This window comes from Streptomyces sp. NPDC046900 (assembly GCF_040644975.1).
Classification (GTDB): Bacteria; Actinomycetota; Actinomycetes; order Streptomycetales; family Streptomycetaceae; genus Streptomyces.
On record NZ_JBEYXD010000056.1, the window covers coordinates 7,174 to 23,069 of the forward strand.

The following is a 15,896-nucleotide window of genomic DNA, read 5'->3' on the forward strand; positions in this document are numbered from 1 at the left end:
AGCCCGCACCGCGGACGCGGAGCCGGCCGGGAGTGCGCAGGACGCTGCGATCGCCGGCACGGAAACCCCTGAGGACGGCGGCGAAGCCCGCACCGCGGACGCGGAGCCGGCCGGGAGTGCGCAGGACGCTGCGATCGCCGGCACGGAAACCCCTGAGGACGGCGGCGAAGCCCGCACCGCCGGTGCGGAGAGGGCGCCGGGGGAGGCGGAATCGGCTCCGGCGAACGCGGGCGAAGTCACCGCCGCGGAGCCGGGGCGGCCCCATGGACCGGGCGGCCCGGAGCGCACCCCCCACGCGCTCCGCGCCGCCTCGCCGCACTGCCTCTATCCCCGCTCACCTCCCGCAGCGCGCCCTGCCGACTTGACGCCACGTCACAAGCCTTGCGGAGCCCCGGGATCGGACGTCTTCGGTGCGCCGTCGGCGGATGCGTCCGAGGCGACCAGGGAGAAATACGTCTCGAAAGAGTCGGCGAGCGTCGCGAGCAACTGCTTCCCCTTCTCCGCGGAAGCGAGTGAAGGACGCCCGATGACACCGGACTCCGTATAGGCCGACATACCGAGGGTGAGGAGATGTCTGCGGTCGTCGGCGATGAAATCCGTGGACTCGTAACCGGGCCTGACCAATTCGGGATGGCAGTGCAGCAGAATGGAGGTCTCGATTTCCCCGGCATGCATGTCGCTGAGCAGCGAGGTGCGCACACCGGCCCGCTCCCGGGCCGCCTCCCAGTCCTCCGGGGCCGGGAAAAGCGCCATACGGACGCCGCTGTCCGCGGATTCCTGGACGACATTGCCGAGGACGTAATTCCCGCCGTGACCGTTGACCACCACCAGGGATTCGACGCCCGAGCGGCGGAGCGACTGCGCGATGTCCCGTACCACCGCATGGAGAGTGACGGAGGAGATGCTCACTGATCCCGGCCAGGCCGCGTGCTCGTGCGAGCAGGAGATCGTCACCGGAGGAAGGAGGTGAACGGGATACGCTGCGGCGATCTCGCGGGCGATCGCGCAGGCGACCAGTGTGTCGGTCGCCAGCGGAAGGCAGGGGCCGTGCTGCTCGTAACTCCCCACCGGCAGAACGGCGACCTGACGGTACGGACCTGCCGCCCTGGTCCGTACGTCCTGGGACGTGTCCGACGGCAGCACGCCCGAGGTGTGCGCGGACGACATCGCGGAGGCAACCGCGTCACCTGTCGGCGGCGTCCCAGCAGTATCCGCAGTTCCCGAACCGCTCATCTTTTCACGGCCTTTCGTCTCGTACCGCCTGCGCTTACCAGATAGGAACAGATCATGACAGACGTTGACGGCGTGCTCGGCGGGAATGCCCACCTCTCGGGAGTCCCCCGAGTCGTGAATGCCCCCTCATCCGGGGTCACCCGAGTCGTGAACTCGCCTCTGCCCACCAAGTACGGTGATTTCCAGGCCTACGGTTACCTGGACCACGACCGTGGTGAGGAGCAAGTGGCGCTGGTCTACGGCGACATCGTGGAAGAGGGAATGCTCACCCGGCTCCACTCGGAGTGCCTGACCGGGGACGCCTTCGGGTCCACGCACTGCGAGTGCGGGCCCCAACTCTCCACCGCGCTACGGGAGATCGTGGCCGAGGGCCGGGGCATACTCGTCTACCTCCGCGGCCACGAGGGACGCGGCATCGGCCTGCTGGCCAAGCTGCGCGCGATGAAGCTCCAGTCCGAGGGTCTGGACACCGTCGAGGCCAACCTCGCCCTCGGCCTGCCGGTGGACGCGCGGGACTACCGGGTCGCGGCGGAGATACTGCACGACCTCGGCGTACGGTCCGTACGCCTGCTCTCCAACAACCCGCGCAAGCGGGAGGCGCTGCTGCGGCACGGCATCAAGGTCGACGAGCAGGTGTCACTGCTGATACCGCCCTGCGAGAACAACATCACGTATCTGCGCACCAAGCGGGAACGGCTCGACCACTACCTGCCGCACCTGGACGCGGTGGTCCACTCCTCGTGATCGTGGCGCCGCCCTGTTCCTGCGCGTGATGGCGCAGTCCGTGAGCGGGTGCGCGGCGGCCGAGACGGCGTCGGCCCGACGCCGGCCGCCGCGCCCGCGGCACCCCGGGGAACGTCACCGCTGGCCGGTCAGCCGGTCACGGCCTCGTGAATGAGGCGCTTCAGCTCCGGATAGACGGAGTGCGAGCCCGTGGGACGCAGCTGGGTCAGGAACTGGACCGTCAGATCGTGGTGCGGGTCCACCCAGAACGTCGTGGTGGCCACTCCGCTCCAGCCGAACGCGCCGAGCACCGCGGGCGACCGGGTGAGTTCGGGGTCGGTGACGACGGAGACGCCGAGGCCGAAGCCGAGGCCCGCCTTGCCGCTGTCACGGTGGACCCGGCTGCCGTAGGAGCACATGTCGGCGTCGCCCGGCAGATGGTTCGAGGTCATCGAGGCGACCGTGTCGGTGTTCAGCAGCCGGGTGCCGTCGAGTTCGCCGCCGCGGCGGAGCAACTCCATGAAGCGGTGGTAGTCGTGCGCTGTCGCCACCATGCCTCCGCTGCCCGAGAGGAAACGGGGCCGGCCGTGCAGGGGCAGTCCGGGGATCGGGGTGATACCGCCGTCCTCGGTGTCGCCGTACAGCTCCGCGAGCCGGGGAGCCTGCGCCTCGGTGACGCACAGCCCCGCGTCCTCCATCCCGAGGGGGGTGAAGATCCGCTCGGCGAGGAAGGCGTCCAGGTCCTGGCCCGACACCATCTCCACGAGGCGGCCCAGCACGTTGGTCGCCACCGAGTAGTTCCACTGCGCGCCCGGTTCGAACTGCAGCGGCAGCCGTGCGTACGCCTCGCACGTCTGCGCCAGGTTCGTGCCGGGAACCACCGACGACTCGATGCCCGCCTCCCGGTACAGGGCGTCCACGGGGTGCGAGTGGTAGAAGCCGAACGTCAGTCCCGCCGTGTGCGTGAGCAGATGGCGGACCAGGATCGGCCGCTCGGCGGGCCGAGTGCGCACGGTGGGGCCCGATCCGTCCACGTACACCCGCGGTTCGGCGAATGCCGGAAGGAAGTCGGCGATGGGCGTGTCCAGCCCGAAGTGGCCCTCCTCCAGGAGGATCAGCGCTGCGACCGACGTGACCGGCTTGGTCATGGAGTACATCCGCCACATCGTGTCGGTCTCGACCGGCAGTCCTTCCCGGACGTCACGGTGTCCATACGTGGTGAGGTGGGCCGTGCGGCCGTGCCGGGAGACGGCCACCAGAAAGCCGGGCAGCCGGCCGTCGTCGACCTCATGGGCAAAGTGCTGGTCCAGGCGGTCCAGCGCCTTCGGGTCGAGGCCGACCTCGTCCGGTTCCACCTCTTGCCGCAGGTGTCCCATCGTTCTCCTCCGGTCTTTCCCGGTGCCTTCCGGGGTTTCCGCTTCCAACATTTCATGTTCCCGTTCGGAACCGGCGCCGATCCTTCCGTGACGACCTGACTGCGTGGACATCCGATGGGCCGGCGGCCCGGATCCCGAGCCGGCCGTACCGGTCGCCGAGTCGGCCGGCGAAGACCAGCAGGCTCGCCACCGCGACGAGACAGCCGGTGCTCGTCCACTGCACCTGGGTCAGGGATGCGTGCAGATCCCGTTGCAGGGTGGGTTGCGCGACGGTGAGCACGGTGCCGTCCAGGGCGACGATCACCGCTCCCACCTCACTGCACGCGAGTGCCGGTCCGCGATGCCGGCTCACCGGCTCTCCGGGCCGAGGTGCGTGTCCAGGGCGGTCCTGAGGAGAGGCTCGAAGTCATCGATCCCAGTGGCGAGTTGCAGGCTGCCCCAGCTCCACAGCTGGGCGATACCGTGCAGACTCGCCAGCAGGGAGCCCGCGACGAGCGGGGCGTCGGCGTCCGGCCTGGTGCCGCCGACCAGGTCCACCAGCAGGGAGAACAGCGGAAGGCTCGTCTCGCGCAGGCCCAGGTGGCCGCTCTCCAGCAGATCGTGACGGAACATCAGCTCGTGCATGCCGCGATGGGTGAGCGCGAAGTCCAGATACGCGCGGCCCAGGGCGGTGAGTTGCTGCCGTGGGCTTGCCGTGCCGTCGCCGACCGCCTCGGCCGCCCGCGTCGCGAGGTCGGTGAAGCCACGCCGCGCGATGGCCGACAGCAGCTCCAGATGGGTGGGGAAGTAGCGGCGCGGGGCGCCGTGGGAGACCCCCGCCCGGCGGGCGATCTCCCGCAGCGTCAGCGCCTGCACGCCCTCGGTGGCCACGAGGTCGACACCGACGTCGACCAGCCGGGTCCGCAGTCCCATCTCTTCATCGGTCATAGACGCTGTCTACCAGCCGCCGTAGACAGTGTCTACCCGGGAATGCCGGGCCCGGCTGGGCGGGTTGAGCCAGGTATGACTCAGGACGCCACCCAGAACGCACTGCTCGCGCTGCTCTCCGAGAGCAACGGCGGGGTGCTTGTCACCCTCAAACGGGACGGCCGGCCCCAGCTGTCGAACGTCAACCACGCCTACGACCCGGAAGGCCGCGTCATCCGTGTGTCGCTCACGGACGACCGCGCCAAGACGCGCAACCTGCGCCGGGATCCGCGGGCCTCGTACCACGTGACCAGCGGCGACCGGTGGGCGTACGCCGTCGCCGAGGGAACCGCCGACCTCTCGCCCGTCGCGCAGGACCCGTACGACGAGACCGTCGAGGAACTCGTCCGGCTCTACCGCGACGTCCAGGGCGAGCACCCCGACTGGGACGACTACCGCGCCGCCATGGTCCGCGACCGTCGCCTGGTGCTCCGGCTGCGGGTGGAGCGGGCCTACGGCATTCCCAAGGGCGCCATCAACGGCTAGCCGGAGAGGCCGTCGGCGGTACGGGCCTCGAGCGCCCGCAGAACGGCCACCATGTCCTCGTCGCCGTACCCCAGCGACACGGTCTCTTCGAAGAGGGCGTGGCAGACGTCGAGGAGCGGCGAGGCCACGCCCGTCTTGCGGGCGGCCTCGGCGATCAGCCGGTTGTTCTTCAGGACGTCCTGGGCCGCCGCCTGCACCGCGAAGTCGCGCTCCCGCAGTTTGGGTGCCTTCATGCGGGACACGCCGCTCGCCATGGGGCCCGCGTCCAGGACGTCGAGGAACAGACGCCGGTCGAGGCCGTGCCGATCGGCGAAGTGGTACGCCTCCGAGAGCCCCGTGACCAGTGTGATCAGGAACAGATTGACCGAGAGCTTCATCAGCAGGGCGTTCGGCGCGGGGCCGCACAGGAACGTCTCGTGGCACATGGGGGCGAGCAGCGGGCGTACGAGGTCCACCGCCGCCTCCTGGCCGGCGAGCATCGCGACCAGTTGCCCGTTCTCGGCAGGCACCCGGGAGCCGGAGACGGGAGCCTCGACATAGCTGCCGCCCGCCGCCCGGACATCGGCCTCGAGATCACGTGAATAGCCCGGAGAGGTCGTGCCCATGTGGACGACGACGCGTCCGGCGACCCGGCGGGCGAAGTCCGGGGTGCCGCGGCCCAGCGTGGAGTCGATCGCGAGGTCGTCCGCCAGCATGAGGATCACCACGTCCGTCCGTGCGAACACCTCGCCCGGATCGGCCGCCACCTCGGCGCCGGCGGCACGCAGCGGCGCGGTGCGGGCCGAGGTGCGGTTCCAGACGACCAGCGGCATGCCGGACCGGGCCAGCCGGAGTGCCATCGGCTGCCCCATCACCCCCAGACCGATGAAGCCGACGTCCACGATGCACCGCCTTCGCTTGGAGGCGGCCCTCCGTGCCTGGAGGGCCCTCTATGACAGCGGTCATAGTAGCGGCGGTTATGACGTCGGTCATAGGGTGGGGCGCGTGGCGGTTCGGCGAGTCGGAGGTCTGGGATGGCGGTGTCCGAGCGGGGGCCGCGCGAACGGATGGTCTTCAGCGCGGCCCAGCTGATCCGGCGCGACGGGGTGAGCGCGACCGGTATGCGGGAGGTCGCCGCGCACGCGCAGGCGCCGCGCGGCTCGCTGCAGCACTACTTTCCCGGCGGCAAGGAGCAGCTCGTCAACGAGGCGGTGGACTGGGCCGGCCGGTATGCGGCCCGGCGGATCGACCGGTTCCTCGCGAGCCTGGCCGAGCCGACGCCGAGCGGGCTGTTCGCCGCGATGGTGCGGCAGTGGACGGACGAGTACGAGGCCACTGGTTTCGTCGGCGGCTGCCCGGTCGCGGCGGCGACCGTGGACTGCGCTCAGTCCACCGACTCCACACGCACGGCCGCCGCGGCGGCCTTCGCGCGCTGGACGCGGCCCGTGGCCGAGGCGCTGACGGGCATGGGGGTCCCCGAGGAGCGTGCGGAGGCGCTCGCCACACTGATGATCAGCGCGCTGGAGGGGGCTCTGCTGATGGCCCGCGCCGAACGGGACGTACGTGCCCTGACGACCGTGGCGCGGGAACTCGGGCCACTGCTCGACGCGAGCGTGGAACGGTAGGCGCCGGGCGGCAGTTGAGGTCCTGGCCGCACGGTCCGGTGCGGACGGCCGAGGGCCCGGCGATCACCGGGTCGCTGGGTGGTCGGCCGGTCTCGTCCGCCGCTTCCGTGAGGTTGGCCCGTGAAGATCCGTTCCGTGCATGAGGGCACCTGGGAGCGATCCGCTCCCTCCGTGAAGACAGCCCGGGAGCGCCGAAATGTCACGAGCGCCCCGACCGCTGCCTGTAGGTGTCGCGCCGACGCGGCCAGACGAACGCACGGCCCGGCGCGTCGTGCGAGGCGTTCCGGCCGCCTGCCGCTACCCTCCGTCCGTGATCAATGGGGCGCATGTCGTGATCTACTCCAGCGACGCCGAGACGGACCGGCTCTTCTTCCGCGACGTCCTCGGCTGGCCGCACGTCGACGCGGGACACGGATGGCTCATCTTCAAGTCGCCGCCGGCGGAGGTCGCCTTCCACCCGGCCGAGGGCGAGCCCTCGCACGAACTGATGCTGATGTGCGACGACCTCGAAGCCACGACGGCCGAACTCGTGGCGAAGGGAGTCGAGTTCACCCGCCCGGTCACCGAGGCACGCTGGGGCCGGATCGCCGGCTTCCGGCTCCCCGGTGGCGGCGACATCGGCCTGTACGAGCCGCGTCACCCGGTGGCGCACGGCCTTTGACCCCGCGGTGCCCTTCGACCCGGCTCGCGACGGGCCGGGGAGCGGGACCGCTCAGAGACATCCGAGGGCGTGGTAGGTGCCCCGGGTGGTGGCGGCGACCCGCGCCCAGGTGCGCTCACGGGCGACGCCCGCCCGCGCGGCGGATCCCCACGCGAGCCGGCGCTCGGGGCTGTGGAACAGCATTTCCAGGGCGTCCGCCCAGGCCGGAGACGAACCCGGCGGGATCAGCCGGCCGTTCACTCCCGATTCGACCAGTTCTCTCATGGCACTCAGATCGCTCACTGCCACGGGCAGACCGTTCGCCATCGCCTCCACCAGCTCGTGAGAGGGCACGAGCCGGCAGAGGCGCTCGTCGGTGCGCGGTAGCGCGAACACGTCCAGAGCGGTGTGGTAGGCCCGCACTTCCTCGTGCGGCACCCGGCCGGTGAACAGGGCCGTCCCGTCGGTCAGCCCCAGTCGTCCGGCCAGGGCCTGAAGCGGCCGGAGTTCGGGCCCGTCACCCCCCAGCAGGAGCCGCAGGGGCACTCCCCGTCGGCGCAGTTCGACGCCGGCCTCCAGCAGGGTGCCGAGGCCCTCGCTGCGGGTGAGGTCGCTGACCGTGCCGACGACGTACTCCTCGGGGCCGATGCCGAGACGGGTGCGCAGGGCGCTGCTCTCGGGGCGCGGCTCGAGGAGTACCGGGTCGACGGCCACGGGCACGATGCGCACCTTCTCCTCCGGTACCCCGCGCGCCACGATCTCCGCCTTCATCGCCTCGCCGAGCGTGAGCACCGCGTCGGCCTCGCGCATGCAGTAGCTCTCCAACTCCAGCCGGGCGGCGTAGCCTTCGTCGCTCCCGGTGCGTCCGGGCGCCTGGGCCAGCCAGCTCTCCTCCGGGAACCCGTGCACCTCGTAGACGACGGGAACTCCGTACGTCGCCCGCAGGGCCAGTGCCACCCGGCCGTTGCCGTGGTCGCCTGACGCGTGCAGCACCGAGGGGCGAAGCCGTTCGACGAGCCGCCCGGCCAGTTCCGCGTTGCGTGCGAGCAGCGGCCCGGAGCCGTACGGCAGCCGGCGCGGCAGGAGCCGGTGCTGGGGCACCCCGTCCAGCAGATGCAGTGGGCGGGCGTCGAACACCCCTTGGGTGACCGGGAATCCGATCCGCGTCACCACATGCGGATCGAGCCCCGCCGCCGACTGGGCCTGGGCGAGCGCCTGGGTGCGCAGGGTGTGGCTCGCCCGCCGGTAGGGCAGCCCGTCGGTCACCAGGTGCAGCACACGTCCGGGCACGGGCAGGATCCGGCGCCCGCGCGGGGCCGGTACGCGAGCGGGAGACGGCTCGGCCGACGGCCCCGTCGGGTGGGCCCGGACGGCGAGTACGCGCTCCAGCGGACGCAGTGAGCGCCGGACCCGGGCCGGCAGCAGACGTACGGCGATGAGGGCCGCGCGCAGCGGGTCGTACCGCAGCTCAGCGCAAGCCACCGACAGCGCCAGGGTGAGGGCGCGCAAAGGGCGAGGTGACATGACGTCAGGTTAGGTTCCGCACATGACGATCAGGCGACGACCGTCCCCGCGCCCACCCGGACGGTGGGGCGCACGTCGTAGGTCGCGGGCGGAGCGAGCGACGGGCGCGTGATGCCCGCGCCGGGCTCGCGGGGGCGGACGGGGTGCGCCGTGCGGGTGCGCCCGGATCGCTCGCGCTGGGAGCCGCTCAGGCCCGGGTACGGTCAGCCGTCAGATAGGCGATGACCATGTCGCCGAGCATCCTGCGGTAGTGCTCGCGCCGGCCGGCTGCGGCCAGGTCGCGGCCGAAGACGGCGCCGAACGTGTGGCGGTTGGCGACCCGGAAGTAGCAGAACGAGTTGATCAGCGCGTGCAGGTCGACCGCGTCGACGTCGGCCGTGAACAGCCCCGACGTCCGGCCCGCCGCGAGGACGCGGCCGGTCACCGCCACCATGGGCGACCCGATGGCGTCCAGGTGCTCCGAGGCGGCGATGTGCTCGGCGCCGTGCAGGTTCTCGATGTTGAGCAGCCGGATGAAGTCGGGGTGCGCCTCGTGGTGGTCGAAGAGGGCCTCCGCGAGCCGGCGGACCGCCGCCACCGGGTCCAGTTCCTCGACGTCCAGTTCCTGCACGGCCTGGCGGATCGCCCCGTACGCCCGCTCCAGGACGGCCGTGAACAGGTGCTCCTTGCCGCCGAAGTAGTAGTAGATCATCCGCTTCGTGGTGCTGGTGCGGGCGGCGATCTCGTTGACCCGGGCCCCGTCGAATCCGGCGCGTGCGAACTCCTGCGTGGCGACGTCGAGGATCTCGGCCTTCGTGCGGGCTGCGTCGCGGTTGCGGCCGCCTGGTCGTGCCGGTTCGTCCACGCTGGTCATCGGATTCCTTCGGAGATGGGGCGTTCCACTGAGCGTGGCGGCGATTTTAGAAGCCCGCTCGCGTCGCGTCCCCGGAGAGGTTCCCTTCCTCGTCCCACCGAGCCGCTGCCCCCGGTGCGGAGGGCAGCTCGGCACCGCGGCCCGGCCTGCGGCCGGCCGGTTGCCCGGTGTCCCGCCCGGGGCGGCGTGCCGTGCCGGCGACGCTCAGGAGCGGTCCTCGGTGTCCACGGCGCTCTCGTGGACCGGCCGTGCCTGCGACCGTGCGGTCACGGCCGTGCCGGGGGAGAGGCGGAGGCGGCGGATCGGGGGTACGGCGATGAGGGCGGCGGCGCAGCCGACGGCGGTGACCGCGCCGGCCAGCAGCATCTGGTGCACGCCGACGACCGCGCCCGCGGGACCCGCGATGGTCTGTCCGAGAGGGACGGCGAGGATCGAGCCGGCGACCTCGTAGGCGGCCACCCGGCCCAGCCGGTCCTGCGGGATCTGGGTCTGCACGGCGGTGGCCCACTGGACGCCCCAGAAGGCCCAGCCGATCCCGCTCACCCCGTAGCCGAGCATGAGCAGCGGCAGAGCGGGGACCAGGGCCGCCGCCAGCGGCATCAGCGGGAACAGGAACATCGCGAGCCCACCGCCGAACAAGGGGCGGGAGGGCCGGATCCGGAGGGCGACCAGGCCGCCGAGGACGCAGCCGGTCCCGAACGCGCCCTCGGCGTAGCCGAACGCCGCCTTGCCGTGCGCGGCGATGACGGATGCCGCGCCGAGCGGGGTGAGCGGGCCCCAGACCAGCACGCCGAGCACCCACCAGATGAGGATGACCCCCCACAGCCAGGACCGGGAGCGGAACTCGACCCAGCCGGCGCGCAGGTTCTCCAGTGTGGAGGCCCCGCGGTCCACCGTGAACGGCGGCAGGCGCAGTGCCACCAGACAGATCGCGCTGACCGCGAAGGTGGCCGCGTCGAGAGCGAACACCGAGGACGGCGAGGTGGTGGCGACAAGCAGTCCGGCGAGCGCGGGCCCGGCCATCGTGGCGATTCCCTGGCTCACCCTCAGAACACCGTTGGCCTCGCGTGGATCGGCCGCCACCTGCGGCACCAGGATGGTGAGGCCCGGCTGGAACATCGCGGTCGCCGTTCCGCCGAGCAGCGACCCGGCGAGGATGAACCACAGCGGGGGGTGTCCGAGCCCGAGGCCGACCGCGAGTGACCCCTGGACCAGGCAGCGCACCACATCGGCGCCGATCATCAGCGGCCTCGGGTGGAAGCGGTCCGCGAACACTCCGCCGAAGACGACGAAGAGGGCGAACGCCCCCATCCAGGCCGCGAGCGTGAATCCGACTCCGCTCACTCCGTATCCGAGCGAGAGCATGGCGACGGCCGTCGCGACCGGGATCATCGCGTCGCCGAGCATCGACACGATGCGGGCGGTGAAGTACAGCGCGAAGTTGCGGCTCCACAGCCGGGAGGGCGCGGCGACGGACGTGTCCATGATCGGCCATGGTGGCGGCAGGGCCGGTCCGTGGCAAGGTCTAGACCACGATGGGGTCGAAGTGACGTACGGGGCGCGTCAGCCGGTCCCGGCGCCGTTCACAGCTCCGCGTACCGCCGGTGCGCCTCGGTCAGACCGGGCAGGAAGAACCGGTCGTGGTAGTCGGCCTCCCCGTGGTGCGCCTGCTGCCAGATGCCCGGTGCGTGGATCGCGTCCGTGTGCGCCGGGAAGCGGGCGGTGTGTCGAGACGATGTACTCGCAGATGTCCCGGGCGCAGCCGACGACCTGATGTGCGGCCGTCTGGTCCGCGGCGCGGCGTTCTGATCTGGCCGCAGACGCAGCCGCGGTGGCCAGAGAGTCGTCGATGAACTGGAAGGGTCCGGCCCAGAGTTGCCCTGAAGACGGTGATGTCGTGCGGTTCCCTGGCCATGTGTCACCGGCGCCGACGCGCCTGTCTCGTCTCGCGCCCGGCAGACGACCTGGACGATGACGAAGAGATGACGCTCCTGCGGCCCGGTGAGCTCGGTCCAGGCGGGAGTTCAACACTCGTGCAATGGGCCAGACGAAGAACACAGGGGAGGGAGAGTAAAGGCCGAGCACAGGTGACCTGGGCGGTCGTTGTCAGTGGGCGTCTGTAGCTTTGGCCTTGCTTGACGAAGCTTCCAAGTTCCAGACAGCTTGTCGTCGTTGCCGTAGACCAAGGAGGTGGACTGCCGTGAGTACTTCGCTGCTCAACGCTGCACCTGCCTCTGACGCGTCAGCTCGCAGGTTCGGCGGGAAGAACAAGGGTAAGCGGCGGACGCGCGGCGACGACACCGAACTCGCGGTGATCCGGCTGCCGCTCGATGTGAGCCGGCTCGACAGCCGGCGTCGGGTGGAGCAGTTGTATTCGGCGATGTGGTCGGTGAAGCGTGCGCTTCGGCGCGATGCTCGGGCTGCGGTCGATGCCTACTGGGCTGGCGACATGCGTCGGGAGATGGACACGAAAGCGTGGCGTCTCGAGCTGGGCTTGTCCCGCGAGGGCATGGAACGCCGCGGGTACCGGCACATGGAACGCTCGAGGCACCTCGGCCAGCACGTCACCAAAGCCCTTGTGATGCATCAGGCAGACGAGGTGTGGGAATCGTCCGTCGGCATCTGTTTCCGGATGCGTGTGGGCGTCGGTTCGGACGGCCGAAGACCGGTACCTGGTGGGACTACACCCGCATCCCGGGCCGTGCCCGCTCGCACACTACGGCCAGGAAATGGGAAACTTTCCGACTGCACGGCACTCTTGCCGGGCACCTGGCCGCCTACCGGCACTGGGACCTCGCCCCGGCCATCACCACGCCGGAGCAGGCAGCCTGTCTGTCGCCGCAGACGAGTGTTCTCGCCCAGCCGCGACGCATGCCCGCGCCGGGGCGGCCTCGGTGCGTGGAAACCGGGAAAGTTACCGCGAAGGGAAAGCCGAAGACACGGGCCGCGACCTGGTGGGATCACACCGGGCCCCTGATCGTCGTATTTAACGGCGGCGCAGACTCCCAACGCGGCGACCTCCTGCTGCCCGTGCGGCTGCCCTCCGGTGCTGGCCGCTGGCCATGACTGGTCCATTTCCTGAACAATTCGCAGACGTGGCACAAGATCGACCTGGTCCGCCGCCGGGACGCGAGCGCTCTCGGCGGTTGGGCCTACGAGGCGCACCTGATGGTCCTCGCCGAGGGATACGCCTCGCCGGCTACCCGGGCCCGGTGGGCTGCCGCAGTCGAGCTGTGCCGGGTGGGTGGGATCGACGGAAATGTCTCCAGTTTGTCCGTCGTCTCTTTCCCGGACACATTCGACCCAGCCGACGGAGAGGTCAGCTCCACCCGCATCGAGCTGACCGACCCCGAGCTGGTCGCACTGGAAAAGGCCCGCCGCAAGGAACGCGGCCGTAAACGTGCCCTCGACCGCTCTCGCCGCGCCGCCAACCCAGGCCAGTACGCGCCCTCGAGGCGCCAGCAGGTCCGTGCCGAACGACGCAAAGGTGGCGGACTCCGAGACAAGCAAGTCCACTTACCAGCCGGCGCGCGGGCGGCGAACAAGAACGGAGTACCCAAACAGGCATACCGCCACGACACCCTCTCGGCTGGCTACCGCCTCAATCGGGCGAAGCTCGCCGAGGCTGCGGCCACCGCCGCCGCGGCGAAAGATCACCGCGCACGGCGCATAGCCGAACGGATCGTCGCCGAACACGGCGCCAACCTGGTCGTCGAGGACTGCGACATCCGCACCTGGTTCCGGCTGTGGGGCCGCGCCCTGCAAGCCACCACCCCTGGCCGGCTCATCGCCGCCATCGGCAAGGAGTGCGAGAAGACCGGCGCCCGCCTACAACGGGCCTCGACCTTCCATACGAAGCTGTCGCAGACCTGTCTGTGCGGTGCACAGGTCCGGAAAACCCTCTCCGACCGAGTACACACCTGCACCGCCTGCGGCCTGATCGCCGATCGCGACATGGTCTCCGCCGCACTCGGCGCGCACGTGCGGATTCAAGATCCGGACGATCCCAGCACGGCGGGCCTGGACACCGTCCAGGCCCGCACCACACAGATCTTGTTCTCATCAGGGCTGCAAGAAGCCCTGTCGAGTCAACCGCAGCGAGGTGCCCGCCCCAGCAGGGACCGCACCCACGCGGCAGCCCACGATCCGGGAATCCCCGGCCAGCGGGCCTCTGCTCGACGAAGCGCCCCCGACCGGTTCCGGCCTACCCCGAATGAGACCCGACCCGCCCATCAGCGGCACAAGGACCACGTCGGAGCAGCCGCCCGCGCAGGAAACGCCGCAACCAGCGGCGGTATCCCTACGCGGGGACCGACCGGGGCCATCCCAACACGGGATGACTCTTAGAGGTCGAACTCGTGCGGCGGCAGGTCGAGCGCGTAGCACGCCTCCCGGACGATCGCCTGCTCGTCCTTGTCGAAGTTGCCGTCGGCGCCGCCGATGACGATGCCGATCTGGATCACCGCACGCGCCTCGGCGGGCTTCTTCTTCGCCTTGCCGATTTCCTGCAGGACGCTGACCTTGCCGAAGGCGAAGTCGGTGGTGAGCTTGTTCAGGTTGTCCTCGAAGCGGCGGCGCAGGTCGTCGGCCGGGAAGTTCTGCAACACCTCGTTGGTGGCGATGAGCTGGGCCACACGCTGGCGCTCCGACGGGTCCACCGTGCCGTCCGCGGCGGCCACGAGCGCACACATCGCCATGCTCGCGTCGCGGAACGCTCCACTCTTGAGATCGTTCTTCTTCGCCACGAGCTGGGTCTGCATCGTCGAGGCGGATTCCTTGATGCGGTCCCACAGGGCCATGCGAACTCCCAACGTTGTCGGGGCCCGTCCGGAGGACCGGCGGGCCCCACTGCTTTCTACAGCGACGTAGAGGGAAACTGGTGGGGGGTCACGGAAGTTCCGGTGGCGTTCCATTCCGCGATCACCGGCCGGCCGTGTTCGGTGGAGAGCCGGCTGACCGTCCCCGTACCGAGCTGGAACAACCGCCCCTCGGCGGCCGAGAGGCCGAGGTGGCGAGCGGTGAGGACGCGCAGGAAGTGGCTGTGGGCCACGAGCAGCACATTGCCTTCCGCAAGTGCGGGCGCGATCCGGGTCAGCACCTGGTCGGCGCGTGCCGCCACCTCGCCGGGCGACTCACCGGGGTGCCCGGGCGGGCCCGGGGGAACCCCGTCGGTCCACAGCCACCAGTCGGGTCTGGTGCGCTGGATCTCGGCGGTCGTGATGCCCTCGTAGCCGCCGTAGTCCCACTCGTGCAGCCGGGGCTCGACCTCCGGGGCCGACAGGCCGGCGAGAACCGCGGTGCGTATCGCCCGGTTCAGCGGGCTGGTGAGGGTCAGTGCGAAGGTGCGTCCGGCGAGCAGCGGGGCGAGGGACTTGGCCTGTTCCTCGCCCCGCGAGGTGAGCGGGAGATCGGTCCAGCTGGTGTGCTGTCCCGATGCGCTCCACTCGGTTTCGCCGTGGCGGACCAGCAGTAGGTCGCCCACGGCCGACCTACTTGGCGGACTCGACGGCGTGACCGCCGAACTGGTTGCGCAGGGCCGCGATCATCTTCATCTGCGGCGAGTCGTCCTGCCGCGAGCTGAAGCGGGCGAACAGCGACGCCGTGATGGCCGGGAGCGGTACGCCGTTGTCGATGGCGGCCTGGACGGTCCAGCGGCCCTCGCCGGAGTCCTCGGCGTAACCGCGGAGCTTGTCGAGGTGTTCGTCCTCGTCCAGGGCGTTGACCGCGAGGTCCAGCAGCCAGGAGCGGATGACGGTGCCCTCCTGCCAGGAGCGGAACACCTCGCGGACGTTCTCCACCGACTTGACCTTCTCCAGCAGCTCCCAGCCCTCGGCGTAGGCCTGCATCATCGCGTACTCGATGCCGTTGTGGACCATCTTGGAGAAGTGCCCGGCGCCGACCCGGCCGGCGTGGACATATCCGTACGGGCCTTCGGGCTTGAGCGCGTCGAAGATCGGCTGGAGGCGTTCGACGTGTTCCTTGTCGCCGCCGACCATCAGCGCATAGCCGTTCTCCAGGCCCCACACACCGCCGGAGACACCCGCGTCGACGAAGCCGACGCCCTTGATGCCGAGTTCGGCGGCGTGCTTCTCGTCGTCGGTCCAGCGGGAGTTGCCGCCGTCGACCACGGTGTCACCCGGGGACAGCAGGTCCCTGAGCTCGTCGATGACGGACTGCGTGGGACCGCCGGCCGGCACCATCACCCAGACCACGCGCGGTGCCTCGAGCTGCTCGACGAGTTGGGTCAGGTTCTTGACGTCGGAGATGTCCTGGTTGTGGTCGTAGCCGACGACGGTGTGGCCCGCGCGGCGGATCCGCTCGCGCATGTTGCCGCCCATCTTGCCGAGACCGATGAGTCCGATCTGCATGTCAGTTCACTTCTTCCTGAGTGTGCGGAACGCGGCCGCGAGGGCGGCGGTGGGCGGTGGAGTGGGCGGGACCGAGGACGCCGGCGCCCTCGGTCGGCGGCGGTTGGACGCGTCGGGCGAGGA

The 15,896-nt window shown here is 70.6% G+C and carries 16 protein-coding genes and 1 pseudogene; 5 read left to right on the forward strand and 12 right to left on the reverse strand.

The window, feature by feature from the left end; all coding sequences use genetic code 11:
• Both ABZ904_RS35510 and ABZ904_RS35515 read right to left on the reverse strand, forming a co-directional pair.
• Positions 1–295, reverse strand: a 295-nt coding sequence (locus ABZ904_RS35510; RefSeq protein ID WP_361828102.1) for a hypothetical protein, incomplete at its 3' end; no start/stop codon positions are given.
• Positions 296–372: 77 nt separating this feature from the next.
• The gene (locus ABZ904_RS35515; protein WP_360999483.1) at positions 373–1,167 is read right to left on the reverse strand and encodes a creatininase family protein; all 795 of its coding nucleotides are present in this window, start codon (positions 1,165–1,167) and stop codon (positions 373–375) included.
• A 120-nt stretch (positions 1,168–1,287) separates the two neighbouring features.
• On the opposite strand from ABZ904_RS35515, the gene ribA reads away from it, so the two are divergent.
• Complete coding sequence (gene ribA / locus ABZ904_RS35520; protein WP_360999486.1) at positions 1,288–1,977, forward strand: GTP cyclohydrolase II; 690 nt, start codon at positions 1,288–1,290, stop codon at positions 1,975–1,977.
• 128 nt (positions 1,978–2,105) lie between these two features.
• Here the strand turns inward: ribA and ABZ904_RS35525 are convergent, their stop codons facing one another.
• The 3 genes and pseudogenes from ABZ904_RS35525 to ABZ904_RS35535 form a co-directional block, all read right to left on the reverse strand.
• Positions 2,106–3,332, reverse strand: coding sequence for a serine hydrolase domain-containing protein (locus ABZ904_RS35525; RefSeq protein ID WP_361828106.1), 1,227 nt, complete (start codon positions 3,330–3,332; stop codon positions 2,106–2,108).
• A gap of 142 nt (positions 3,333–3,474) precedes the next feature.
• Positions 3,475–3,684 (reverse strand): annotated as a pseudogene (locus tag ABZ904_RS35530) (MFS transporter); the annotation flags it as partial.
• Positions 3,681–4,259, reverse strand: a complete 579-nt coding sequence (locus tag ABZ904_RS35535) for a TetR/AcrR family transcriptional regulator (RefSeq protein WP_361828109.1) — start codon at positions 4,257–4,259, stop codon at positions 3,681–3,683. The pseudogene ABZ904_RS35530 and the gene ABZ904_RS35535, both read right to left, overlap by 4 nt.
• A 75-nt stretch (positions 4,260–4,334) precedes the next feature.
• On the opposite strand from ABZ904_RS35535, the gene ABZ904_RS35540 reads away from it, so the two are divergent.
• A complete protein-coding gene (locus ABZ904_RS35540) occupies positions 4,335–4,784 on the forward strand; it encodes a PPOX class F420-dependent oxidoreductase (RefSeq protein WP_360999495.1) in 450 nt (149 codons plus the stop codon).
• On the opposite strand, the gene ABZ904_RS35545 is transcribed toward ABZ904_RS35540, so the two are convergent.
• Complete coding sequence (locus ABZ904_RS35545) at positions 4,781–5,665, reverse strand: NAD(P)-dependent oxidoreductase (protein WP_360999498.1); 885 nt, start codon at positions 5,663–5,665, stop codon at positions 4,781–4,783. The genes ABZ904_RS35540 and ABZ904_RS35545 overlap by 4 nt on opposite strands.
• Before the next feature lie 132 nt (positions 5,666–5,797).
• Between ABZ904_RS35545 and ABZ904_RS35550 the strand changes: the two genes are divergently transcribed.
• The gene (locus ABZ904_RS35550) at positions 5,798–6,388 is read left to right on the forward strand and encodes a TetR/AcrR family transcriptional regulator (RefSeq protein ID WP_360999501.1); all 591 of its coding nucleotides are present in this window, start codon (positions 5,798–5,800) and stop codon (positions 6,386–6,388) included.
• Between the two features lie 310 nt (positions 6,389–6,698).
• Positions 6,699–7,049, forward strand: a complete 351-nt coding sequence (locus ABZ904_RS35555; protein ID WP_360999504.1) for a VOC family protein — start codon at positions 6,699–6,701, stop codon at positions 7,047–7,049.
• 51 nt (positions 7,050–7,100) lie between these two features.
• On the opposite strand, the gene ABZ904_RS35560 is transcribed toward ABZ904_RS35555, so the two are convergent.
• The 3 genes from ABZ904_RS35560 to ABZ904_RS35570 form a co-directional block, all read right to left on the reverse strand.
• Positions 7,101–8,552 (reverse strand): glycosyltransferase, encoded by a 1,452-nt coding sequence (locus ABZ904_RS35560; protein WP_361828114.1) that lies wholly within the window; start codon positions 8,550–8,552, stop codon positions 7,101–7,103.
• Between the two features lie 187 nt (positions 8,553–8,739).
• The gene (locus ABZ904_RS35565) at positions 8,740–9,405 is read right to left on the reverse strand and encodes a TetR family transcriptional regulator (protein ID WP_361828117.1); all 666 of its coding nucleotides are present in this window, start codon (positions 9,403–9,405) and stop codon (positions 8,740–8,742) included.
• Positions 9,406–9,609: 204 nt separating this feature from the next.
• Entirely contained in the window at positions 9,610–10,890 is a 1,281-nt protein-coding gene (locus tag ABZ904_RS35570; RefSeq protein WP_361828120.1) for an MFS transporter, read from the reverse strand.
• A 1,683-nt stretch (positions 10,891–12,573) separates the two neighbouring features.
• Between ABZ904_RS35570 and ABZ904_RS35575 the strand changes: the two genes are divergently transcribed.
• On the forward strand, positions 12,574–13,752 hold the full coding sequence (locus ABZ904_RS35575; protein ID WP_361828122.1) for a zinc ribbon domain-containing protein: 1,179 nt from the start codon (positions 12,574–12,576) through the stop codon (positions 13,750–13,752).
• Here the strand turns inward: ABZ904_RS35575 and ABZ904_RS35580 are convergent.
• From ABZ904_RS35580 to gnd, 3 genes are read right to left on the reverse strand one after another with little or no spacing between them, the layout of a single operon-like run.
• Positions 13,749–14,204 carry a TerB family tellurite resistance protein gene (locus ABZ904_RS35580; protein ID WP_360999519.1) on the reverse strand — a complete coding sequence of 152 codons (456 nt, stop codon included), beginning with the start codon at positions 14,202–14,204 and terminating at the stop codon, positions 13,749–13,751. The genes ABZ904_RS35575 and ABZ904_RS35580 overlap by 4 nt on opposite strands.
• A gap of 56 nt (positions 14,205–14,260) precedes the next feature.
• A complete protein-coding gene (locus tag ABZ904_RS35585) occupies positions 14,261–14,887 on the reverse strand; it encodes a histidine phosphatase family protein (protein ID WP_360999522.1) in 627 nt (208 codons plus the stop codon).
• Between the two features lie 7 nt (positions 14,888–14,894).
• Positions 14,895–15,773, reverse strand: coding sequence for a phosphogluconate dehydrogenase (NAD(+)-dependent, decarboxylating) (gnd, locus tag ABZ904_RS35590; protein ID WP_360999525.1), 879 nt, complete (start codon positions 15,771–15,773; stop codon positions 14,895–14,897).
• Between the last annotated feature and the right edge of the window lie 123 nt (positions 15,774–15,896).